Source organism: Companilactobacillus kedongensis (assembly GCF_003946625.1).
GTDB lineage: Bacteria > Bacillota > Bacilli > Lactobacillales > Lactobacillaceae > Companilactobacillus > Companilactobacillus kedongensis.
The window spans coordinates 1-22,911 of sequence record NZ_RHOR01000001.1 but is presented as its reverse complement, the minus strand read 5'-3'; the positions used below and the strand labels follow the sequence as shown (position 1 = coordinate 22,911).

Annotated in this window: 20 protein-coding genes, 4 tRNA genes, 1 rRNA gene and 1 riboswitch; of the genes, 6 read left to right on the top strand and 19 right to left on the bottom strand. The window is 36.6% G+C overall.

Translation table 11 applies throughout. The annotated features are described in order from the left end of the window. Window positions 1-116 precede the first annotated feature (116 nt). Window positions 117-189, bottom strand: a tRNA-Val gene (locus EKM60_RS00125). Window positions 190-198: 9 nt separating this feature from the next. After that, window positions 199-270, bottom strand: a tRNA-Glu gene (locus EKM60_RS00120). A 104-nt stretch (window positions 271-374) separates the two neighbouring features. Between EKM60_RS00120 and EKM60_RS00115 the strand changes: the two genes are divergently transcribed. Beyond that, window positions 375-998 carry a DNA-3-methyladenine glycosylase gene (locus EKM60_RS00115; protein WP_125711516.1) on the top strand — a complete coding sequence of 208 codons (624 nt, stop codon included), beginning with the start codon at window positions 375-377 and terminating at the stop codon, window positions 996-998. On the opposite strand, the gene EKM60_RS00110 is transcribed toward EKM60_RS00115, so the two are convergent. From EKM60_RS00110 to nrdD, 3 genes are all read right to left on the bottom strand, one after another. Beyond that, the gene (locus EKM60_RS00110; RefSeq protein ID WP_125711515.1) at window positions 993-2,786 is read right to left on the bottom strand and encodes a heavy metal translocating P-type ATPase; all 1,794 of its coding nucleotides are present in this window, start codon (window positions 2,784-2,786) and stop codon (window positions 993-995) included. The genes EKM60_RS00115 and EKM60_RS00110 overlap by 6 nt on opposite strands. Before the next feature lie 80 nt (window positions 2,787-2,866). Then, window positions 2,867-3,448 (bottom strand): anaerobic ribonucleoside-triphosphate reductase activating protein, encoded by a 582-nt coding sequence (gene nrdG, locus EKM60_RS00105; RefSeq protein ID WP_125711514.1) that lies wholly within the window; start codon window positions 3,446-3,448, stop codon window positions 2,867-2,869. Next, window positions 3,393-5,600, bottom strand: coding sequence for an anaerobic ribonucleoside-triphosphate reductase (gene nrdD, locus EKM60_RS00100; protein WP_125711513.1), 2,208 nt, complete (start codon window positions 5,598-5,600; stop codon window positions 3,393-3,395). The genes nrdG and nrdD overlap by 56 nt, the downstream gene beginning before the upstream one ends. 348 nt (window positions 5,601-5,948) lie before the next feature. Here nrdD and EKM60_RS00095 point away from each other — a divergent pair, with 348 nt between their 5' ends. From EKM60_RS00095 to EKM60_RS00085, 3 genes are read left to right on the top strand one after another with little or no spacing between them, the layout of a single operon-like run. Then, window positions 5,949-6,467, top strand: a complete 519-nt coding sequence (locus tag EKM60_RS00095) for a TetR/AcrR family transcriptional regulator (RefSeq protein ID WP_125711512.1) — start codon at window positions 5,949-5,951, stop codon at window positions 6,465-6,467. After that, entirely contained in the window at window positions 6,468-7,529 is a 1,062-nt protein-coding gene (locus EKM60_RS00090; protein ID WP_125711511.1) for an ABC transporter permease, read from the top strand. It begins immediately after the preceding gene. 1 nt (window position 7,530) lies between these two features. Then, entirely contained in the window at window positions 7,531-8,220 is a 690-nt protein-coding gene (locus EKM60_RS00085) for an ABC transporter ATP-binding protein (RefSeq protein WP_125711510.1), read from the top strand. A 463-nt stretch (window positions 8,221-8,683) separates the two neighbouring features. Here the strand turns inward: EKM60_RS00085 and EKM60_RS00080 are convergent, their stop codons facing one another. The 11 genes from EKM60_RS00080 to lysA all read right to left on the bottom strand — a co-directional run bounded on the left by EKM60_RS00080 (window position 8,684) and on the right by lysA (window position 19,572). Next, the gene (locus EKM60_RS00080) at window positions 8,684-9,994 is read right to left on the bottom strand and encodes a hypothetical protein (protein ID WP_125711509.1); all 1,311 of its coding nucleotides are present in this window, start codon (window positions 9,992-9,994) and stop codon (window positions 8,684-8,686) included. A gap of 104 nt (window positions 9,995-10,098) precedes the next feature. Then, entirely contained in the window at window positions 10,099-10,425 is a 327-nt protein-coding gene (locus EKM60_RS00075) for an AzlD domain-containing protein (RefSeq protein ID WP_318530680.1), read from the bottom strand. Continuing rightward, entirely contained in the window at window positions 10,412-11,131 is a 720-nt protein-coding gene (locus EKM60_RS00070; protein WP_125711508.1) for an AzlC family ABC transporter permease, read from the bottom strand. Before EKM60_RS00070 ends, EKM60_RS00075 begins: the two co-directional genes overlap by 14 nt. Before the next feature lie 70 nt (window positions 11,132-11,201). Then, window positions 11,202-12,266, bottom strand: a complete 1,065-nt coding sequence (locus EKM60_RS00065; protein WP_125711507.1) for an aspartate-semialdehyde dehydrogenase — start codon at window positions 12,264-12,266, stop codon at window positions 11,202-11,204. A gap of 26 nt (window positions 12,267-12,292) precedes the next feature. Continuing rightward, window positions 12,293-13,480 carry an aminotransferase class I/II-fold pyridoxal phosphate-dependent enzyme gene (locus EKM60_RS00060; RefSeq protein ID WP_125711506.1) on the bottom strand — a complete coding sequence of 396 codons (1,188 nt, stop codon included), beginning with the start codon at window positions 13,478-13,480 and terminating at the stop codon, window positions 12,293-12,295. A gap of 40 nt (window positions 13,481-13,520) precedes the next feature. Then, the gene (locus EKM60_RS00055; RefSeq protein WP_125711505.1) at window positions 13,521-14,702 is read right to left on the bottom strand and encodes an aminotransferase class I/II-fold pyridoxal phosphate-dependent enzyme; all 1,182 of its coding nucleotides are present in this window, start codon (window positions 14,700-14,702) and stop codon (window positions 13,521-13,523) included. Window positions 14,703-14,718: 16 nt separating this feature from the next. Further along, the gene (dapB, locus tag EKM60_RS00050; protein ID WP_125711504.1) at window positions 14,719-15,495 is read right to left on the bottom strand and encodes a 4-hydroxy-tetrahydrodipicolinate reductase; all 777 of its coding nucleotides are present in this window, start codon (window positions 15,493-15,495) and stop codon (window positions 14,719-14,721) included. Between the two features lie 11 nt (window positions 15,496-15,506). Beyond that, window positions 15,507-16,379 carry a 4-hydroxy-tetrahydrodipicolinate synthase gene (dapA, locus tag EKM60_RS00045; RefSeq protein WP_125711503.1) on the bottom strand — a complete coding sequence of 291 codons (873 nt, stop codon included), beginning with the start codon at window positions 16,377-16,379 and terminating at the stop codon, window positions 15,507-15,509. Further along, complete coding sequence (locus tag EKM60_RS00040) at window positions 16,379-17,539, bottom strand: N-acetyldiaminopimelate deacetylase (protein ID WP_125711502.1); 1,161 nt, start codon at window positions 17,537-17,539, stop codon at window positions 16,379-16,381. The genes dapA and EKM60_RS00040 overlap by 1 nt, the downstream gene beginning before the upstream one ends. Continuing rightward, window positions 17,539-18,243 carry a 2,3,4,5-tetrahydropyridine-2,6-dicarboxylate N-acetyltransferase gene (dapD, locus tag EKM60_RS00035; protein ID WP_125711501.1) on the bottom strand — a complete coding sequence of 235 codons (705 nt, stop codon included), beginning with the start codon at window positions 18,241-18,243 and terminating at the stop codon, window positions 17,539-17,541. Before dapD ends, EKM60_RS00040 begins: the two co-directional genes overlap by 1 nt. A gap of 30 nt (window positions 18,244-18,273) precedes the next feature. Further along, entirely contained in the window at window positions 18,274-19,572 is a 1,299-nt protein-coding gene (gene lysA, locus EKM60_RS00030; protein ID WP_125711500.1) for a diaminopimelate decarboxylase, read from the bottom strand. 93 nt (window positions 19,573-19,665) lie between these two features. Next, window positions 19,666-19,846: riboswitch (Lysine riboswitch) on the bottom strand. Window positions 19,847-20,010: 164 nt separating this feature from the next. Here lysA and EKM60_RS00025 point away from each other — a divergent pair. Together EKM60_RS00025 and dapF are read left to right on the top strand one after the other, a co-directional pair. Next, window positions 20,011-21,366: an aspartate kinase gene (locus EKM60_RS00025; RefSeq protein ID WP_125711499.1), complete on the top strand. Its 1,356-nt coding sequence runs from the start codon at window positions 20,011-20,013 to the stop codon at window positions 21,364-21,366. A 17-nt stretch (window positions 21,367-21,383) separates the two neighbouring features. Beyond that, window positions 21,384-22,364 carry a diaminopimelate epimerase gene (dapF, locus tag EKM60_RS00020; protein ID WP_125711498.1) on the top strand — a complete coding sequence of 327 codons (981 nt, stop codon included), beginning with the start codon at window positions 21,384-21,386 and terminating at the stop codon, window positions 22,362-22,364. Window positions 22,365-22,508: 144 nt separating this feature from the next. On the opposite strand, the gene EKM60_RS00015 is transcribed toward dapF, so the two are convergent. From EKM60_RS00015 to rrf, 3 genes are all read right to left on the bottom strand, one after another. Continuing rightward, window positions 22,509-22,598, bottom strand: a tRNA-Ser gene (locus tag EKM60_RS00015). 89 nt (window positions 22,599-22,687) lie between these two features. Next, window positions 22,688-22,760 (bottom strand) — tRNA-Asn (locus EKM60_RS00010). Between the two features lie 6 nt (window positions 22,761-22,766). Then, window positions 22,767-22,883, bottom strand: a 5S ribosomal RNA gene (rrf, locus tag EKM60_RS00005). Between the last annotated feature and the right edge of the window lie 28 nt (window positions 22,884-22,911).

Here is a 22,911-nt window from a genome sequence, read left to right as displayed (position 1 = left end):
TTTATATATCCAAAAACATTGTCGTAGTAATTAACATAGTATTGTGGATCAAGTCATACTTTATTTAGAGCACAAAAAAAGCTAGGAACACGTCCTAGCTAAAATGTTTTATTTGATGGAGGATACAGGGATCGAACCTGTGACCTCCTGCTTGTAAGGCAGATGCTCTCCCAGCTGAGCTAATCCTCCAAATAAAAGTGACCCGTACGGGATTTGAACCCATGTTACCGCCGTGAAAGGGCGGTGTCTTAACCACTTGACCAACGGGTCATTTAATTATGTCTTTCTCAAGCACAAAAAATATTATATATTAACTATAAAGGTGTGGCAAGCCCTTTTTAAAGTTTTTGTAAAAAAGTTAGTGGAGGCAGATATTGAATATAAAGGATTTTTTTGAAAATGGAGAAACAATGGATATTGCAAAAGAGATGCTGGGACATACTTTTACATACAATTCAGAACAAGGAAAATTTTCAGGAATCATCGTGGAAACAGAAGCCTATTTGGGAGAAATAGACAAGGCAGCCCATTCCTACAACGGTCGGCACACTCCTGCAAATGACCCACTTTACCAAGATGGTGGTACGATTTATATTTATTCGATCCATAGTTGGCTCGATATGGATATCAGTATTCAGAAAAAAGGCGTTCCAAATGGTATCTTGATTCGTGGATTACAACCCATTGAAGGCATAGATTTGATGGAAAAAAATCGTAAAAAAACTGGCTTCGATGTTTCAAATGGACCGGCTAAATGGATCAGAGCTTTTGGAATTCGTGACAAAACTTTATCTGGTACCTTATTAAATTCGGATAACTTTGTTTTTTCCAAAGAAAAAGTCCAGACTCCTCAAAATATTTTGGCCACACCAAGGATCGGTGTCCCAAATAAAGAGCCATGGACTTCTAAAGAAATGCGTTTTATTGTTGAAGGAAACCCTTATGTTTCCAAAATGTATAAACGTGATATGAATCTTGATACCTATGGTTGGTTATAGTCGATCACTTCTAGCTCTCAAAGCATAGAGGATCGTAACTGTATCAACCACTTCTTGAAGTAATGCTCCGATAATGGTTGGTATAAGCCCAAATCCGGCAATGACCATCAGCACGATACAGATAAAGATACCGATCAAAACTGCTTCTTTAGCTACCTTCAACGTATCACGTGAGATTTTAACGACCTGTGCCACTTTACCAAAATCATCTTGCAGAATAACTGCATCAGCTGACTCACTGGCGGCATTTGCACCTTGGTACCCCATCGCGATACCAGCATCAGCTAAAGCTAGTGCTGGAGCATCATTTACACCATCACCAACCATTATAGTTGGATGTTCCTTAATACCTTTAATGATTTTAACTTTATCATTAGGTAAACTTTCTGGATAAGTTTGTGTTATACCCACTTGAGAGGCAACCTTTGCGGTTGTCTCTTTTTTGTCACCCGTTATTAAGAGAATATTTTTTAGGCCAAAATCCTTTAACTTTTGAATAGTTGAAGCGGCTTCTGGTCTAACTTGATCGAGCAAACTAAACACTCCAGCATATTTGCTATCAATTGAAACATATACGCCAGACCCTTTGACCTGATCTACTTCTTCTTCAGTGACAAACTTTTCTTGACCAACTTTAACATAATGTCCATCAATAAATCCGACGATACCTTGAGCAGTATATTCTTTGATCTTATCAGCTTTTTTAAGTTTCAATCCTCTTTCTATTGCATAATTGACAACCGTTTGCGCCATAATATGACTGGAATTTTCTTCTAGCGAAGCTGCATAAGTTAAAACCGTAGTTTCATCGAAGTCAGGCTTAATGATTGCATCATCAACTACTAATTTACCTTTGGTGATCGTTCCTGTTTTATCAAATGCAATTGTTTTAGCTGAAGATATTTTTTCTAAAGCCGTACCTGATTTAACGATGATACCATTTCTACTTGTGCGACTCATCCCTGATACAAAGGCAATTGGAGCCGCCAATATCAATGGACATGGCGACGCAACAACTAATACTTGGGCTATTCTGATTGGATCTTTAGACAAGTACCAAGCGAGTCCCGCAATCACATAGGCAATGATTGTAAACGGCAAAGCATAACGATCGGCTAATCTAACAAAGTGTGCTGGATTAGATTCTGACTCTTTAACTAATTTAACGATAGCCTGATATTCACTGTCAGCAGCAATTTTCTTAGCTTCCATTTTAAATGGATATTCGCCATTGATCGAACCTGACATGACCTCTGAGCCAACACCAATATCAACTGGTACCGATTCACCTGTCAAAGAAGACTCATCAACGTTTGACTTACCATCATATACTGCACCATCAACGGGAACTTGCTCTTTAGAACGAATCAACAATTTATCCCCAACTTGAACATCATCTATATCGACATCTTGAATCCCTTGTGAAGTTATTTTGTGTGCAAATGAAGGAGCATTATCTAAAAGCGATTTTAGCTCACTTTTAGCCTTATTAGCAGCATATTCTTCCAAACTATCTCCACCTGTGAGCATCAGTAAAATGACCCAACCAGCCCAATATTGGCCGAGAACGATTGTAGCGACAATTGCAGTAATTGCTAAAAGATCGACACCGAAATCTCCATTTTTCAATACCTTAAACATATCAATTAACATGATCAAGGCTAAAATCAACCCTAAAATACTGATGATCCATTGCGAATAGATTGGCAGTTTAAACAAGAACTCCAATACAAACGCTACCGCCCCTATGGTTAAAGTTCCATAGAGCTTGATCTTATCTGAATTCATAGTTAACCTCCTGATGACCCTACTCCCGATTATACCTAAAAAAACAGTCTTGAGCTCAATACTCAAGACCGTTTTTCCTTTTATTTAACTAAATTTTTCCAAATAATAACTTTATCTTCTGCTAAGGATTCTTGAACATCAATTATGCGCTGATTAGAACTTCCACGAAATTGTAATGTTAAATCTTTTTTAGCTTGTAAGAATCTACCGTCAATCAAAATATCTACTAAAGATAATAATTCTAGCTTGTCGTCGGATTCCTTCATTAATTCATCCCATGAATATCCTGTCCATGACCAAATATCCTTACTGTGTCCAAATTCTTTTCTAACTCTTTTACACAGCGACAGACACACTTGTGTGTTAACAAATGGTTCCCCACCCAATAGAGTAAGTCCTTGAACATAGCTTTGACTTAGATCCTCAATGATCCGATCTTCCAATTCCTTGGTATATGGCTTGCCATATCTAAAATCCTGGGCGGCTACATTATAACAACCGGGACATCTAAATAGACAACCACTCACATAAAGACTACAGCGAACACCTTCTCCATCAACAAAATTGAACGGCTTATAATCAGCAATTCGCTTCTGACTTAAATCTTTAGCCATCCACTCTTTGGGTGTCGGATTGTTTGGTTCTCTGGTAGTTCGCGGCATTCTTGATCATCTCCGGTGTCATATTTTTTCTTCTTGAAGCAATTTCTACGTGACGTCCATGGATCATTGGACGCTGTTGAGGATTTCCTAAATATCCACAAGTTCTTTTAACAACATCACAAAACTTAGGATCATGATTTCCACATTCAGGGCAAACAAAACCCCTAGCTGTTGCCTTGAATTCACCTTTAAATCCACATTTGAAACACTGGTCGATGGAAGTATTCGTTCCCAAATATCCAACATGGTCATAGGCCCAATCCCATACGGATTCTAGTGCCTTAGGATTTTGTTTAAGATTTGGATATTCGCAGTAATGGATAAAACCTCCAGAAGCATATTTAGGAAATACTTCTTCAAATGATAATTTCTCAAATGGTGATGGATGTTTTCTAACATCATAGTGGAAACTATTTGTGTAATATTCTTTATCAGTGATATCAGGAATGCGACCGAATTTTTTAATATCATCTCGACAAAATGTATCAGTCAAAGATTCAGCTGGTGTTGAATACAGGCTGTAATGATAACCGCTCTCTTCTGCCCAAACACTACATTTATCATGTAGTGCTTTAACAATACTTTCCGCAAAATCATGTGCTTCTTGATTATGTTCCCAATCTTTACCAAAAAATTCTGTACAAACCTCGTAAATACCAATATATCCTAGTGAGACCGTGGCCCGTTGTTCTTTAAATAGTTCATCTACACTGTCATTTTCTTTTAGACGTTTACCAAAAGCCCCATACATGTACAATAGTGGCGCATTTTCTGGCTTAGCTTCTTTAGTACGTTCAATCCGATACTCTAGAGCTTCATGACATAGAGCCATTTTCTCTTCAAAAATATCCCAGAATAAATCTTTATTTCCAGCTGATTCCAGAGCAATCCTTGGTAAATTAACCGTAACAACACCTAGATTCATCCGTCCAGAATTAACTTCTTTGCCAGTTTCATCTTCCCAACCTTGTAAGAATGAACGACATCCCATTGGGGTTTTAAAACTACCCGTCAATTCAACAATCTTGTCATACATCAACAAATCAGGATACATTCTCTTAGTTGAACACTCTAAGGCTAGTTCTTTAATATCGTAATTAGGATCTGTTGGAGCTAAATTCAAGCCTCTTTTAACTGTAAAAGTTAACTTGGGAAAAATTGCCGTACGATGTTCCTTTCCCAATCCTTTGATACGGATCTTCAAAATTGATTTTTGAATTTCACGTTCGATCCAACTAGTTCCTAAACCAAAATTAATTGTTGTAAAAGGTGTCTGACCTTGTGATGAATACAAAGTATTGATTTCATATTCCAAGGCTTGCATGGCATCGTAAATATCTTTTTTAGTTTTCTCGCGAGCAAATTCATCCTGCTTATCATCTTTGACCCATTTCTTAGCATCAGCAAGATGTTTTTCATAATTGATCTGTGCATAGGGCGCTAATAATTGGTCGATCCTATTAGCTGAACAACCACCGTATTGCAATGAAGCAACATTAGCAATTATCTGTGACATCTGAGCTGTTGCCGTTTGAATAGAACGCGGTGAAGACACCCAAGCATTACCGATCTTGAAGCCATTTGTCAGCATTTCATCAAAGTCGATCAAACAGCAATTTGTCTCCGGCGTAACTGGTGAATAATCTAAATCATGCCAATGAAGATCTCCCCTTAAATGGGCTTTGGCAACTAGATCCGGCAACATCTTTAACCCGATGGCCCGACTGGCCACACCAGCTTCAAGATCACGTTGCGTATTAAAAACTTTACTATCCTTGTTGGCATTTTCATGAACAATGGCCTCATTGTTACCAAAGAGTTTATTAATATTCTTCTCTACGTTTGTGGCGTCAGAAAAAGACTCTCTTTCACGCGCAAAATAAGCCTGATATAAGTCAACTTGAGTCGTCAACTTATATTTATTCATCAGGTCAACAATCAATTGATGCAATTCAGCTGTTTCGATCAATGTTGAATCTTGGTATTCGGTGACGATATCTTGTTTTATTTGATTGACCAAACTTGCATCATCGATCAATTTATTTAAGACAAAATCGATTTTGTAAGCATAAAATTTTGTCTTCTCTCCAGATCTTTTTTCGACTGGAATTTCGTTTAATGTATCCAGTACATTTTCTCTAATATCTAACATACACACACAACCCTCTATTGAATAAATAATATTATATGGGGTTATTTTGAGTAAATCAATATCTAGTGGTAGTGCCATTTTGTTTCACGCTATATCTGGTATGTGCTTCCTAGATAATAAATTATTTTCTCTGATAATGTTTCATAAAAAATCCAAATTTCACTCAAAAAATCAAGGAATTTTTTTAGTTAATTTATTTATCATTTTTTAAATTTTATTCAATTTATATATATATGTGGTTATTTTTCTTCTATCAGAAATTATTCTCTTTAGGTTGACACGGTGTCATTTTTTAATCTATACTTGCATCACAGTTAAAGATGACACGGTGTCACTTAGGAGGCTATTATGGTTTCAAATACATTTGAAAATTTAGATAATGACAAAAAAGCAAGAATAATAGATGCACTACTAAACGAGTTCTCTAATCACACATTGAATTCGGCACAGGTTTCTCGAATCGTTAAAGAATCTGATATTGCCCGAGGTGCCTTCTATAAATATTTCGACGATTTAAAAGATGCTTATAGCTATCTATACGGAATAGCTATGAGAGAGATCCATCAAAATATCACAACTGAGCGCACTGAATCCCCATCCGCATATGTTCAACAAACGCGTGAATTCGTTGAAAAAAGTAAAGACAGCCGTTTTTATACATTAGTTAAAATGCACATTTTGCATAATGAATCGGATTTTGTTTCCACTTTTGATGATCATCTGATAACCGAAAGTGAATATTATTGGGCCACTCAAGTGATGATCCACGAAACCATCAAACAAATTATGCTAGAACCTAACGCCAAAGAAATTCTATTGAAGAAACTTGCTAATGTCTTAGATACTTTAGCAAAAGAGGAAAAATAAATGTTCTTATCACTAAAAGAAATTAAGAAAGAAAAGTTCAGATATGGTTTGATCGTAGCCATGATTGTCATGATCTGTTATCTGATTTTTATTTTAACCAGTTTGGCCATGGGGCTATCAAGTCAAAATACCGATGCAATTGATTCATGGAACATGAAAAGTATCGTTTTGGATAAGGATTCCAACACTAGCCTATCCCAATCATTAATTACTAAAGATCAAAGGAAAAACATCAAACTAACTAAAAATGAGGCCTTGATCGGACAAGCCTCAGTAGTTGCTAAGAAATCTGGGTATGCTAAAGAGTCATCACAATTTTTGGGATTAAGTAAGAAACAATTCATTTCCAAAAATCTAGTTTTAACTTCGGGACACAAGATCAACAGCAATCATCAAATCGTCGTTGATGAAAAGTTTAAAACTGACGGTTATAAACTTGGGGATAAATTAAACCTCAACTCTGACAAAACTAAGTACACAATCGTTGGTTTCGTAAAAAATGCCAAATTAAATATTGCTCCCGTCATTTACGGCGACATAACAGCTTGGCAAAGTATCAAAAACTTAAACGGACAATTTACTGGTAGTGCCATTGTTTCCAAAAATGCAAATTTCAAAGCTAATAATGAACAATTGGAAACCTACTCAACATCTACTTTTATCTCTAAATTACCCGGATATTCAGCTCAAAACTCAACATTTATCTTTATGATCGGCTTTTTAATGGTCATTTCCTTAATAGTTATCGCCGTTTTTCTATACATTTTAACAATTCAAAAACTTCAAAATTATGCAGTTCTCAGAGCACAGGGTATTCCCGCAAAAACTCTGGTTGGCGCTACAATATCTCAATCGATCATTCTCGTGATCGGTGGTCTGTTAATTGGAACCATCTTAACAGCGGCAACAGCTCTTATTATTCCCACATCGATTCCTATGAGCTTTGACATCCCCATCCTATCCAGTGTTGGTATCGGTTTAATTTTAACAGGACTGATCGGTGCCCTAATACCTATTAAATTAATTCTAAACGTTGATCCTGTCAGCGTGATCGGTGGTTAATATGACAACTTTACAACTTAAAAATATCAATAAATATTTCGGCTCTGGCAGCAGTCGTGTACATGTTTTAAAAGATATAAATTTTACCGCCAAAAAAGGTGAAGTCAATCTAGTTCTAGGACCATCCGGATCTGGAAAAAGTACCTTTCTGACCATTGCCGGTGGATTACAGACACCAACCGAAGGTTCAGTGGAACTAGAAGGACAAGCATTAAAATCACTCTCAAATAAGCAAAGAGATGCTTTAAGACTAAATAAAATTGGATTTGTATTACAGGCTTATAATCTTATCCCTTACCTAACCGTGAAAGAACAATTCAAATTAGTCACAAAAGTAAAAAAGGAACACAATCTTGATGACAAAACATTAGATAGTCTGATGGATCAACTAGGCATTACTGATTTGGAAAATAAATATCCCGGCGAACTATCTGGTGGTCAAAACCAACGAGTAGCAATTGCTAGAGCGCTTTTCACTAAGCCTGATATTATCTTAGCTGATGAACCGACAGCTGCTTTAGATAGTGAACGTGTAGCAGAGGTAGGAAAAATTTTTCAAACTTTAGCTAAAGAACAAAATACCGCTGTTGTGGTAGTGACACATGATCTACGACTAATAAACTTTGCTGACAATGTTTACGAAATCATGGATGGTAATATGAGCCTTAATAACAGTTTGAAAGCTGGGTAGGGTTTTCCCGCCGAAGGTATCTAGTAATTCCACCTGTTACGGGAACATCTTCAGCCAAGGTATGAAGATTCGATTTTGAGCTTTGTTATCGAAAATCTCAGAATCGTCCGTGGTGTAAGAACGGTGTACCACCGTCCTAACGCCACAACCGCAACTGGTTCCATTACTAGATACCTTCGGCTATATTCATCAAAAAATAATCCCTTTATAATTTGTCCGATGTAACATCTGACTTTTTATAAAGGGATTTTTAATTTTGCATATTTAATTGAACTAAGATACCCGAGCCGGAGAGCGAGATGGTGCTGGTCAGCTGTGAAAATTCTGTTAGAACGGCGCAGCCGTACTTACAGAATGGACGTATTTCGAGATTTGCGAAAGCAAAGCTCAAAATCGAGGCTTCAGACCTTGGCTGAAGCCGTTCCCAAAGCAGACCAGTACCATCTCGCTCGTAGGCATACCACTATTCAGTTTTTTCCCCTCGAACAAAATAATAAGTAATAACCACCGACAATAATACAGTCAGAGTTACTGGTATCCGAACTGCTAATAATAAAGAACCAGGAACTTTTGCACCTGTACTGAAGAATTTCAAAACCCCAGTATGACTACAAAAACTTACTAAGTAGACAACGACCATATAAAACAATTGTTGAGAAATATTACCGACCGCCGATAGCTGATATTTAACTAAAAATGCACGCTCAGTTTCAATCTTTGGGTGACTGTATAATGAATTATTCAAAATTGAATTATCTGATCCAACAAATAATGCACAACATAAAATACCAACGAAATAAGTGAAATTAAACAACGATAGTATCAACCCTAATATCACTAATGGATAACGTAATCCTAAGTGACTTTTTAATATAAAAGGACCAATTTCAAACCCTAACAAGTACAACAGATATACGATCAATAAGGTACTGAAACCCAATCTCAAGCTACTGTCAAAAATTGTATATAGTAAAACAAAATTCATCACAACTCCTCGATTGATCGAAGCCAAGCTTAATGGAAAGAGCATTCTATGAATTTTCAATTGATAGAACCATAGGATCACTAATGCTACAACAGCAATTCCACCTATGTAGATATCTCCAACACGCATGATATTTTCTAACCTTGTATAACGAATCATAAAGATTAGCATGATTAGTATCACAATAAATATCAGACCGATTGCTGAATAATTGCGACTGTGCCTACTAAATTCATGATCACGATAGAAATCAATTTTGGAATTCATTTTCCAGCTTCCCCACATTGAGATAGCAAATAGAACTGCCAAAATGACGAATGAGATCCAATATTGCGAAGTTTTAATAGCTAATAATTCAACAATTATCAAAAGAATCATTGAGAGAAGTGATCCTAACCAATGCAATTTGGTTAGATGAAAATCATTGGTTATTTTCCCTTTAGTACGGACTGTTAAGAAGTACGGCCAAACCCAACTAGAAGCCAATCCTAGTAATATTCCCCCTACTATTCCAAACCAAATATTTCGAGCAAATATCAGGCACAACGAACCAATAACGCCAAATAAATTAGATATGATCAACATAAGTGATGCCGAGTATCTGATGTAAACTGTGATCAACATTCCTATCGAACGAAAAGTATATAACATCAAGAACGGCAAGACATAGGCGGCCACACTTTTATTATGATTATAGAGTGATAAACAGAAAAAATATGGAATAACAACTCCCACATTGGCAAATAAGTTCAATACTCCCTCTGAAAAGGTTTCAAAGAATTTTTTCAAAATAAACTCCCTTGAATAATTTATATACACATATAGTAAAAGAAAAGAAGCTGGATTGAAATATCAATCTAGCTTCTTAATAATATTTACCATTATCGTAATGACTACATAACCAAACGAACTAAGGCCATAGCAACAATCCCAACAATAACTGTCTTCATTAGATCTTTTAACCAAACAGCCGTTATAACGGTTGGCACCAAAGCAATAACTATATCCCATTTAGGAACAGCTAAATGGCCTGTTTTCGCATTAAAAACAGTCTCCAATAATAAAGCAAACAATATTGAAAGTGGTAAATATTCCAAGAACCGTGTCACCACAGCTGGAAATTTAACCATCTTTCCCAAAATAAATGGCGTTATTCTGGGGATCCATGTAACTAAAGCACTTCCGACTAATATTAACAGGATACTTTTACTTATTATCATGAATGATCCCCCCAACAAAACATCCGACCAAAGCGGAAATAATAACAGCAACAGATGAACTAACGAAAAATAGCAATAAATATAAACTTACACCGACGAATACCACCACCGAAACGGATTTCTTTTGACTCTTTGTCAATTCCCACTGAAATTGGGTAATAAATAATCCGGCAAACATTGCTGTCAAAGCAAAGTCGAGCCCAAATTGTTCTGGATTAGTAATAAAATTGCCAACCACTCCCCCTAGAATAGTTGCAACGATCCAAGTAATATATGCAGTTACGTTCAAGCCCTCCATCCAGCGCAAAGAAAAGTGTTTCTCTTGTGCGACCGTAGTAGAAAAAACTGCAAAGGATTCATCCGTCAGTAGAGAACCTATCGAAATGTTTTTCAACAGTGACTCTTCCCTAAAATGTGGACTGGCAGTCATACTCATCAATAAATGTCTTAAATTAACCAAAAACACCGTCATAACGATACCAGTAATAGATGTGTTAGCTAACAATAAGCCACACATAACAAATTGTGAGCTCCCACCATAAACAATGGCTGACATCAATGCAATTTCAAACAAATTAAGATGTGAGTTGATCCCCACAATACCAAAGGAAAAACCAATACCCAAATATCCTAAAACTGTAGGTAAACAGCTCCTAACTCCATCCCGGAAAGTTGTATAGCCTGGATCAGTTTGTACTTCTTCCATAAAATCACCTCAAAAAAATATAAAAATCCCGTCATTGTTTAATGAATGACGGGAATTAATAACTAAAAAATTATTTTACCTCAACAAGGCCATCAGCAACAAGTCTCTCAGCAATTTGAACAGTATTCCAAGCAGCACCCTTTAGCAAGTTGTCGGAAACGACCCACATATTGAAGGCTCCTTTGTTCTCAAGATCAGGACGAATTCTACCAACATATGTATCACGCTTACCAGTTGCATTAATTGGCTGTGGATAAACTTGATGTGCAGGATCATCTTGAAGAACTGCACCAGGTGCATTTTCGATAGCTTCACGAATCTTTTCTACTGAAGCTTCATCTTTCTTTTCAACTTCAATATAAATTGATTCACCATGACTGATAGGAACTGGTACTCTGACACAAGTTGCTGTTACTTTGATTTCTGGTGAATCCATATCATCTAACATAATCTTTTTAGTCTCGTGGATCATCTTCCACTCTTCATGTGAATAAAGGTTATCTTCTAGGACATCAATTTGTGGTAACAAGTTGAATGCCAAAGGATAGTGTTCTTTATCACCTTTAGTTGGGAAGATATCAGCTGACATTTCTTTGCCGTCAAGAAAGTCTTGAGCTTCACTATATAATTCATTCAAAGCTGATTGACCAGCACCAGAAGCGGCTTGATAAGTTGAAACAATAATCTGTTTCAAACCAAAAGCTTTTCTGATCGGTTCAAGTGCAACCATCATTTGAATTGTTGAACAGTTAGGGTTGGCAATAATACCATGATGCTTATAAAGAGCTTTTTCATTAACTTCTGGTACGACTAGAGGTACGTCAGGGTCCATTCTAAAGGCACTAGTATTATCAACACAAACGGCACCGCGTTTAACAGCTTCTGGCAACAATTTCTTTGATACCGAACCACCTGCAGATGCCAAAACAATATCTACACCTTCGAATGATTCTGGTTTAGCTTCTTCAACAGTCACTGGTTGACCTTTAAAATGTAAAGTTTTGCCAGCTGATCGACTTGATGCTAATAATCTTACCTTTGAAACAGGAATTGTTGATTCCTCTAATTGTTGAATTAAACGTGTACCTACTGCACCTGTAGCTCCTAAAATAGCAACTTCATAACCTTCACTCATTATTTTTCCATCCCTTTAATAAATTTTTACTGTAAACTCTTTGTAAATTTCTCTAAACGATTCATAGCTTCTTTGATATCTTCCATTGAAGAAGCGTAAGACATTCTGAAGTATCCTTCTCCACCTTCACCAAAGGCCATTCCTGGTGTTACACCAAGTTTTGCTTCTTCAGCTAGACGTGTACAAAACTCAACTGAACTTAAACCAAATTTAGCTGGGATCTTTGAAAATGTATAGAATGCTCCTTCTGGTAGAAGTGTGTCATAACCTAGATCATTTAATTTACCAACGATATAGTCACGACGTTCTTGATAGACAACTCTCATCTCTGATGCGTCATCGATACCATTTTCCAGTGCTTCTTGTGCGGCATATTGAGCAGGATTTGATGGTGCAGTTACCATAAAGGCGTGCATCTTCAAAGCATTCTTAACAAATCCTTCTGGTCCAGCAAGGTATCCGATACGATATCCTGTCATGGCATGTGATTTAGAAAGTCCGTTGATCAAAATTGTCTTACCAGGCAATAATTTAGCAAATGAAACATGCTTTCTGCCATATATTAATTCAGCGTAAATTTCATCTGAAATAACAAACATTTCTTTATCTTTAACAACATCAACGATTTCTTCTAATTGTTCTTTAGAATATACAAAACCAGTTGGGTTACCAGGATAATTGATCAAAACGGCCTTAACTTTATCTTCACCTTCACGTTCGATTACTTCAGCTAACTTCTTACCAGTTAATCTGAAGCCATCGGCAGTTGTATCGACTTGCACAGGAATTCCACCTAATACTTTGATAATAGGAATATACAAGGCAAATGTTGGTGTAGGAATAATCACCTTATCACCAGGATTGATCATGGCTGCAAAAGTCGCATAAACTGCTTCAGTAGCTCCGATAGTTACAACGATTTCTGATTCAGGATCGTAGTCTAAGTCGAAACGTACATTTAAGTAATTAGCAATAGCTTTTCGCAAACCAATAATCCCAGCTTGTTCTGAATAGTGTGAGTCATTTTCTTTAATACTTTCAATTGCTGCCTGTTTAACGTGTTCTGGCACATTAAAATCTGGTTCGCCTAAAGTCATTTTGATAATGCCAGGAATTTGTGAAAATTTCTTAGCAAAATATCTTATTTGAGAAACTCCAATGGGGTCAACAACTTTATTAACAACGTGTTCAACACTAGAATCTAGTTTTGGCATATAACTTTCTCCTAAAATTAATTTGTTACTAATCTTAATTCTATAATAGTTTGGCCGTGAATGCTTTTAATCGTTTCATAGCTTCTTGAATATTGTCCATTGAAGTAGCGTAAGAAACTCTAAAGAATCCTTCGCCTGCTTCACCAAAGGCATCACCAGGAACAACTCCAACTTTACCTTCTTTAGCAAGTTTGCGACAGAATTCTTCTGAAGTTAATCCAAATTTCTTAGGAATAGCCGGGAAGACGTAGAAAGCGCCCTCTGGTTTAACTGTCTTGTAGCCTAGATCATTCATTTCTTTAACTACATAATCACGACGTTCTTCGTAAGTCTTACGCATTTCGATTGGATCATCCAAACCATTTTCCAAAGCTTCTTGTGCAGCAAATTGAGCTGGGTTAGAAGGACAAGTAACAGTAAATGAATGTACTTTACTTGCTTGATCGACAAATTCCTTAGGAGCAGCGATATAACCGATTCTGTAACCAGTCATAGCATGTGATTTTGAAAGTCCATTGATCAAAACTGTTTGCTCTGGCAATACTTTGGCAAATGAAACATGTTTTTCTCCATAAACTAATTGACTGTATATTTCATCAGAAATTACATACAATGACTGGTCACGGATAACGTCTGCTAAAGCATTTAATTCTTCTTCTGTATAGACAATACCAGTTGGATTGCTTGGGTAGTTGATAATAATTGCTTTAGCATCTGGTTCTTTAGCTAAAACTTCTTTCAACTTAGCTGGTGTTAACTTGAAGTTATCTTTTGATGTATCAATCTCAACAGGTTCTCCACCTAATAATTCAATATCATCCATGTAAATTGAGAAAGCTGGTGTTGGAACTAAAATCTTATCACCGTGATTCATAATAGTTGAAAGTGAAGTATAGATTGCCTCTGTAGCACCGATGGTAACAATTACTTCTGTTTCAGGATCATAATGCACATCATAATCTTTAGCTAAGTAATTGCTGATTGCTTTACGCAAACCAGGAATACCTTTTTGTGGTGTGTAATGTGATTGATTATCTTCAATACTCTTAATGGCAGCCTGTTTTACATGTTCTGGAACGTTAAAATCTGGTTCACCAAGAGTTAATCTGACGATCCCGGGAATATTGGCAATTTCTGAATTAAACATCAGAATTTTGTCATCTCCGATTGGTCGTGTTAATTTGTTACCAACTTCTGCTACGCTTTTTGCTAATTTAGGCATAGAATTCATCTCCACTTTAAATAATTTTTTCTAATCCAATTACCAATTCATTTCTCTTCATTACTTCTTTAACTGCCAACTCGACACCCTTCATAAAAGAAGTACGGTCAGTTGTACTTTGCTTGACTGTCAAACTTTCACCATCACTACCAAAGATGACTTCTTCATCAGCGATAAATCCGGGTAATCTGATAGCATGAATTTTTATGCCATGATAATCTCCACCACGCGTCCCTAATGGATCTGATTCGTTAGGATTTTCTGGTTCATCTTTTTGTTGAACTTCATGGATCAAACGAGCTGTATTTAGAGCAGTTCCTGACGGAGCATCAAGTTTGTCTTCATGATGTGTTTCCACTATTTCAGCTTGGTCAAAATACTTGGCAGCTGTTTGTGCAAATTTCATCATCAATACGGCTGAAATTCCAAAGTTAGATGCAATAATTCCACCTAATTTTTCTGAATCGGCCAATGACTTCAATTCACTAGTTTGTACCTCTGAAAGACCACTTGTACCAATGACTGGACGAATATTCTTACTGATAGCGAATTTAGTATTTTCAAAAACAGCGCTGGGAATACTAAAATCGATCCAAATGTCAGCTGGAATATTGATCTGTGAAAACTCATTAAAGACTTTGATATCGGGATCTAATCCGTAATCGGCTGGATCTAAGCTGTCGATAATGGGATTAAAAACTCCTACTAACTGAAAATCAGTATTTTCATTAACCATAGCAACGGCTTTTTGACCCATAGATCCGTTAAAACCTGAAACAATAACTTTAATCACAAGTAATCCTCCTACAAACCTAATTTATCAAACAAGATTTTTTGTTCTGAATCATTTAATGAAAGAATGGGTAACCTGCATCCGCCGACATGATAACCTTTAGCATTTAAAACGGCTTTAACAGGTGATGGTGATGGATACATGAATAATGCACTCATCTTAGGTGTCAATTCTCTTTGTAATGCTCCGGCATCAGCGACATCCCCACTAGCCAATTTATGATACATTGAAGACATTTCGTCGCCATAAATATGAGCTGCAACTGAAATAACTCCGTTTGCACCAAGAACTCTTGCGTACAATGCTTGACCATCTTCACCACTGTAAACTAGAAAATCATCAGCAGTATGTTCAACGATATATTCCAAATCGTCTAAGGAATTACATTGTTTGATACCTTGAATGTTAGGATTCTTTGACAATTCGACAACTGTTTCTTTGTCCATCAAAACTCCAGTTCTACCAGGAATGTTATAGATCATAACTGGTATTGGTGAAGCTTCAGCGACAGCTGCGAAGTGGGCCTTCATACCGCGTTGATTTGGTTTGTTGTAATAGGGAACAACAACTAATGCCATATCGATACCTTTGATTTGACCAACTTTTTTAACAAAATCGATCGTACCTTGAGTATTATTACTACCGACACCGGCAATTATTGGCACACGTCCAGAAACAATTTCAGAAAACTTTTCATATAATGATAATTTTTCAGCCTCAGTTAAAGTTGGTGTCTCACCAGTAGTTCCACCAATAACAAATCCTTGACTACCATGTTCTAACAAGTGATTTGTTAATTTTTCCAAAGCGTCAAAATCGATTTCTGTAGCTTCATCATTAAACGGTGTTATGATTGCTGTCATTAATTCTGCATTCTCAAACATTATTCTTCCTCCAAATTCATACGGTAATTTAAAAATCCTGTAAAGGCTTTAACACCAGCCATAATTGCCTCTTCATGTGGCAAAAAGTCAACTGAATGTAATGATCCTGGACTGGATACACCTAACCAAAACATTGTTCCAGGGATTTTATTTAATAGATAACCAAAATCCTCTCCTGTCATTGCTGGCTTAGTTTCTTGGAATCTTACTTGGTCATCTTGTTTCATATATTTAATAAATCGCTTAGCAAGTTTAGGATCATTCTCCACTGGATAATAACCGCCTTGATGATACTCAACCGTTATCTTTGCGTTAAATGAGATCTCTAATCCTTTAGCTATCTCAGCAACGCGATTACGGATAAATTCGATCATATCTTGCGTCAATCCACGAATCGTACCTTCTAGTCGAGCAGTTCCAGCAATCACATTTCTGATTGTTCCTGCTTCAACTTTTCCAAAAGTGATCACACCGCATTTAACGGGATCAATATTTCTAGAGATGACTGTTTGAACTTGATTAATAAAGTTTGCGGCAATAATAACAGCATCATTGGCATTATGTGGAAAAGCAGCGTGACCGCTCTTTCCCTGAATAATAACGTTGACTTCAGTCGTACCAGCGAATAGAGTTTCCGCATTAGTTCCGATAACGCCTGTTGCTAAATCCGCGTTATCATGCAATCCATAAAATTCATCAATAGCATATTTCCCTTGAAATACTCCGAGGTCATAAGCTTTTTGACCACCACTGTCACTTTCTTCAGCAGGCTGAAAGAAAACTACTAAGTTGTCTTTAGGTTGATGTGTAGCAAAGTAACTCAAGATTCCTAAAGCGACTGTCATATGAATATCATGTCCACAAGCATGCATAACACCTTTATTCTTTGAAGCATATGACAAATTATTTTCTTCAGTCACTGGTAAAGCATCCATGTCAGCACGATAACCGATCGTACGTTTAGGATCACTACCTTGGACATGTACTAGTAAGGCGGTTGGTAATTCTCTTATTTCTTTTAATTCCAAATAATTTTGAGGAAATGTTGCAATAACTTTTTTTATATAAGTATGTGTTTGGAATTCATCTAAAGCTAATTCAGGAATTTGATGTAATTTTCTTCTAATATCAATTAATTGATGTTCGTCTAGGATCATAATTACAACTTCCTTAAAGTATTTTCGATGTGTGTTTTGTCAGTTGTTTGTTGATCCTTGATCTTCAAAACTTTGGCAGGAACACCAGCCATTACGGCTCCCGGCTCAACATCTTTAGTAACAACAGCACCGGCACCGATAACTGCATTATCGCCAACTTGAACACCTTCCAAAACAACTGCATTAGCACCAACAGTTACGTTATCACCAATTCTTACTGGATCGGCAGAAGCTGGTTCAATAACTCCAGCTAAGACTGCATTAGCACCAATATGAGAATTCTTACCGACGATAGCACGTCCACCAAGAACAGCTCCCATATCGATCATTGTTCCATCACCGATCTCTGAACCAATATTGATAACTGCTCCCATCATTACAACCGCATTGTCACCGATCGTAACTTGATCACGGATAATGGCACCCGGTTCAATTCTGGCATTGATATTTTTAATATCCAACATAGGAACAGCTGAATTTTGAGCACTTGTTTCTAAGTAATAATCGCTGATACCATCATTACTCAATAGAGGAGCAATTTCTTTATAGTCCCCAATTAAAATTCCCATTGAACCAGTATTAAAAAATTTAACTGAGTCTGGAATTTTCAATGAAGATAAGTCACCTTGTAAATAGACTTTAACGGGAGTGACCTTCTTAGAATTTCCAATATAATTAATAATTTCTTCTGCATCCATCTTACTCATGAAAAAACTCCTCCTATTATATGTAACCGTTTAAATGTAATTACGATCTAACTTAACTAAATCTTCATATGATTCACGTTCAACAACTAATTTATCATGCCCACCTTCGGCAAAGACAACTGCTGGACGAGGATTTCTATTATAGTTAGAAGCCATTGAATACCCATAAGCTCCTGCATCAAGTACTGCTAAGACATCCCCTGCTTTTGTATCAGGAAGTTTTTGATGGTCAATCAAGATATCTCCGGATTCACAATACTTACCAGCAATGTGAACATCTTGGGTCAACTTTTCATCCATCTTATTAGCGACAACCGCTTCATACTTAGCTTGATAAAGTGCTGGACGAATATTATCACCCATACCACCATCAACATTTACGTAAGAAGTTAAGTCAGGAACATCTTTTCTTGAACCGATCGTATAAAGACTATAACCGGCAGGTCCAACGATTGAACGTCCTGGTTCGATCCAAATCTCTGGTAATGCCAAATTCTTTGTTTCAGCTTGTTGCTTTACTGTTTCAGCAATCTTTTGGATAAAGACATCTGGTCCAATAGCTTCATCTTGGTCATTGTAGCTAATACCAAAACCACCGCCCAAATTGATCACTTGCGGTACATAGTTAAATTTCTTTTGCCAATCTTCAGCAATCTCAAACATCTTTTTAACTAACATAACGAAACCTTCAACACCGAAGATTTGTGAACCAATATGTGCATGGATACCGATTAAATTCATCCGTTTGTTGTTGAGAACTTTTTGAAGTGCCTCAGATGCCTGACCAGAACCAACGTCAAATCCAAATTTGCTATCAACTTGACCAGTTTGATCATATTTATGAGTATGTGCTGAAATTCCTGGTGTTAACCTCAACATAACATCTATTTTTGCATCCTTAGTTTCAAGAACTTTTTCTAATAAACCAATTTCATAAAAATTATCTAGAATAATTACACCAACATGATTATCAACTGCCATCTCTAATTCTTCTTGTGACTTGTTGTTACCATGAAAGCTGATCTTATTTGCAGGAAAACCTGCCTTTAAGGCTGTGAATAGTTCACCACCAGAAACAACATCCGTATGAACATCTTCTTGGTTTAGAACTTGATAAATTCCGACAGCAGCGAATGCTTTACTAGCATAGCTAACTTGATACTTCAGTCCGCTCTTTTCAAAACTATCCTTAAAACGACGAACTTGATTTCTAATTTCTTCTACATCATAAACAACTAAAGGTGTTTGATATTTGGAAGCAAGCTCCACGCTATCAACGCCTCCAATCATCAAATGTCCGTTCTTACTAGTTAATTCACTACTTATCATTTTATAATCTACCTTTCTTAGAGGTCAGGTTGGATAAAAAAAGACCCCTTTGCTTAAACAAAGAGATCCAAAATTCACGTAATTCCGCATCATTTTGTCATAAGCGCAACGCAGCGACATTTTGCTGCGACAGTTCGTACTATATTGTTAGTACGTCCCAGCGAACTGAGCTTTGCAACACCCAGCGCTTCGGCGACATCCCCTTTGGACAAGTTCACTGTTCTTGCAAGAACTCCCTTGCTTAATAATGTCAGTCGCGACCTCTTTTTGTTTTGTTGCTTAAAAGATTATAACAACTCTAATAATACGTCAACCCTAATTAAGGAATTTGAATATATTTTCTAACTTTTCAACTTTAAGCTTGTTTTAATGAGTGAAAATGCTAAACTCTTCATTAAAAAAGTATTAACTTTTTAATTAAAAATTGGAGTGATACATGTGAAAGTCGTCAAGTTCGGCGGTAGTTCCCTAGCAAATGGTGAACAGTTTGATAAAGTTATTAATATTGTAACAAGTGATGATGATCGAAAGGTCATCGTTACTTCTGCCCCCGGTAAACGTTTCAAGGGTGATGTTAAAGTTACTGACCTATTAATAAAGTACGCAAATTTAGTTCTAGAAAATAAAGATTATCAAGAGGTTTACAACAAAATAGTTGATCGATATCAAGAAATAACTGATTATTATCATTTAACTGATGATACGATCAATAAAATAAAAACCAAACTGACCGACTTGGCTAAAGCAACCTATAAAGATGACGATCATATTATGGCAGCCTTTAAAGCACATGGTGAATTTCTAAATGCCATCACTCTAGCTGATGTCCTCAACCATAAAGGAATAAAAGCTAAGTTTTTGAATCCTAAAGAAGCTGGATTTTTGGTCGGTGGTGAACCTAATAATGCTGATGTTTTACCAGAAACTTACAGTAATTTGGCAAAAATTCAATTCGATGATACTAAGATCGTTTTTCCAGGATTCTTCGGTTACAGTAAAGATGGAGATATCTTTACTTTCTCACGTGGTGGCTCAGACATCACAGGTGCCATTTTAAGCCGCGGCTTTAATGCGGACTTATATGAGAACTTTACCGACGTAGACGCTATCTATGTGGCAAATAACCATATCGTTGACCATCCAGTAGCAATCAAGAAGATGTCATATCGTGAAATGCGAGAATTATCATATGCTGGTTTCTCAGTTTTCCAAGATGAAGCCATCATTCCTGCCGTTGAAGGACAAGTACCAGTAAATGTTAAAAATACAAATAATCCCCAAAAACCAGGAACCCTGATCGTACCTTCACAATTCTTATTCAATCCAGCAAACCCTATTACAGGTATTGCTAGTTCTGACCGCTTTTCAGCTTTATATCTTCACAGATACCTATTAAATAAAGAAGTTGGTTTTACACTAAAATTACTACAGATCTTTTATAAATACGGAATCCCCTATGAACATATGCCATCAGGAATTGATGATTTAACAGTAATTTTTGATAAAAGTAAACTAGACCCAGAAACAATCAAGAATCTCTGCAACGATGTTAAAAAGACTCTAAATCCTGACTATCTTGAATGGATCGATGACTATGCTATTATCATGGTTGTTGGTGAAGGATTGGCTCATACCGTTGACACTGTAAGCAAAATTATCGATTCTTTAACTGAAAATAATATTGCGATCGACATGATCAACCAAGGTGCATCACGAATTTCTATCATGATCGGAACACAAGTCAAAGATGCCAAAGCAGCTGTTCAAAATATTTACGAAACATTCTTTGAATAAATTTTGAGGTGAAAATAATGGTCCAAATTTTAAAAGTACATGGCTCCGAAAATCAATTTTTCATTTTAGATCAAACTAAATTGAAACAACAATTATCAGACGACGAATTGAAACAACTGGCCATTAAGATTTGTAGTCCTAAAACCGGTTTATTGCACGGTTCAGATGGATTATTAGTAGTAAATGATTCAAAGTATGACGACTGTCTTGGACAAATGAGAGTTATCAATGCTGATGGCAGTGAAGCCAAGATGTGCGGTAATGGATTAAGAACCGTTAGTCGCTACCTATCAGAGAAATTTGATAAAACTGAATTTAAAGTCGAAACCTTTGAAAACAACCTATCAGTTAAAAAGTCACAAGATCTTGCTGAGGGATTGCCTGCATTTAGTGTCGAGATCTCACCGATTTCATTCGCAAAAATGGACCTACCCTTTAGTTACAAGGATAAGTCCCAATTAATTGATGATGAAGTCCCTGAATTTATCAATGGACAAACTTTTACAGCCATTGCCGTCCCTAATCCTCACCTCATCAGCTTCGTTAATGAAGTCAAAGAGGACGACTTAGGTAAATTAGGTAAACTACTCAACGGTCCTAATGAATACTTCCCAGAAGGCGTAAATGTTAGTTTTGCCAAGATTTTAGACAATAACAAGTTATTCGTTCAAACATATGAACGTGGAGTCGGCTTCACTAATGCATGTGGTACAGGAATGTCCGCTACTAGTTTGGCTTTTGCCATGATCCACGGTGATAAATTTGACCATACTAAAGATATCGAAGTATTTAATCCTGGTGGCATGGTTAAAACTAATATTCAATTAAATGCAGTACCTGAAAAGAGCCAAATTCGTTTGATTGGAAATGCTACCTTCACTCATACAATTGAGATCAGTGAAAATGATTTACATGTTGCTAAATTATCTAAGGTTGATGTTCAAATCACCGGTGAAGAAGATCATTATCAGGCTTTTGTAAAATCATTAAATAAATAATTATACGAAGAATCACCTCACGGTGGTTCTTTTTTTTAACAAATCAAAATAAATATCCAGATACCAAAAAAGGCGCCGTATCATAGATACGACGCCCTTTTACACAAATATACATGGATGTACATTAATCGGAATTAAGTACAACGGAGAGTAGGGGATTTGAACCCCTGATACAGGCAAAACCCGTATACATGATTTCCAATCATGCTCCTTCAGCCACTCGGACAACTCTCCAAAATAAAAAGCCTAAAAAAATACATCTAATTCATATGAACTAGATGTATTAATTTGGCACACCTAGGTGTTCCTAAGTATTATTTTAACTCCGGATGTCAGACTCGAACTGACGACACCCTGATTAACAGTCAGATGCTCTACCAACTGAGCTAATCCGGAATAACAGCGTGGCAACTACCTATCCTCGCGGGTAGTTTCCCACCAACTACTTTCGGCGTTAAGAAGCTTAACTTCTGTGTTCGGCATGGGAACAGGTGTATCCTTCTTGCTATCGCCACCACACTATTCTTACTCGTACCTTCAAAACTAG

Bases quoted from the DNA above. Each gene is read 5' to 3' on its own strand.
- dapA (WP_125711503.1), bottom strand. From the start codon at position 16,379: ATGTTTGAGAATGCAGAATTAATGACAGCAATCATAACACCGTTTAAT.
- EKM60_RS00095 (WP_125711512.1), top strand. From the start codon at position 5,949: ATGGTTTCAAATACATTTGAAAATTTAGATAATGACAAAAAAGCAAGA.
- EKM60_RS00070 (WP_125711508.1), bottom strand. From the start codon at position 11,131: ATGGAAGAAGTACAAACTGATCCAGGCTATACAACTTTCCGGGATGGA.
- EKM60_RS00075 (WP_318530680.1), bottom strand. From the start codon at position 10,425: ATGATAATAAGTAAAAGTATCCTGTTAATATTAGTCGGAAGTGCTTTA.
- EKM60_RS00060 (WP_125711506.1), bottom strand. From the start codon at position 13,480: ATGCCAAAACTAGATTCTAGTGTTGAACACGTTGTTAATAAAGTTGTT.
- lysA (WP_125711500.1), bottom strand. From the start codon at position 19,572: ATGATAAGTAGTGAATTAACTAGTAAGAACGGACATTTGATGATTGGA.
- EKM60_RS00085 (WP_125711510.1), top strand. From the start codon at position 7,531: ATGACAACTTTACAACTTAAAAATATCAATAAATATTTCGGCTCTGGC.
- EKM60_RS00055 (WP_125711505.1), bottom strand. From the start codon at position 14,702: ATGCCTAAATTAGCAAAAAGCGTAGCAGAAGTTGGTAACAAATTAACA.
- nrdG (WP_125711514.1), bottom strand. From the start codon at position 3,448: ATGCCGCGAACTACCAGAGAACCAAACAATCCGACACCCAAAGAGTGG.
- EKM60_RS00065 (WP_125711507.1), bottom strand. From the start codon at position 12,266: ATGAGTGAAGGTTATGAAGTTGCTATTTTAGGAGCTACAGGTGCAGTA.
- nrdD (WP_125711513.1), bottom strand. From the start codon at position 5,600: ATGTTAGATATTAGAGAAAATGTACTGGATACATTAAACGAAATTCCA.
- EKM60_RS00090 (WP_125711511.1), top strand. From the start codon at position 6,468: ATGTTCTTATCACTAAAAGAAATTAAGAAAGAAAAGTTCAGATATGGT.
- dapD (WP_125711501.1), bottom strand. From the start codon at position 18,243: ATGAGTAAGATGGATGCAGAAGAAATTATTAATTATATTGGAAATTCT.
- EKM60_RS00110 (WP_125711515.1), bottom strand. From the start codon at position 2,786: ATGAATTCAGATAAGATCAAGCTCTATGGAACTTTAACCATAGGGGCG.
- dapF (WP_125711498.1), top strand. From the start codon at position 21,384: ATGGTCCAAATTTTAAAAGTACATGGCTCCGAAAATCAATTTTTCATT.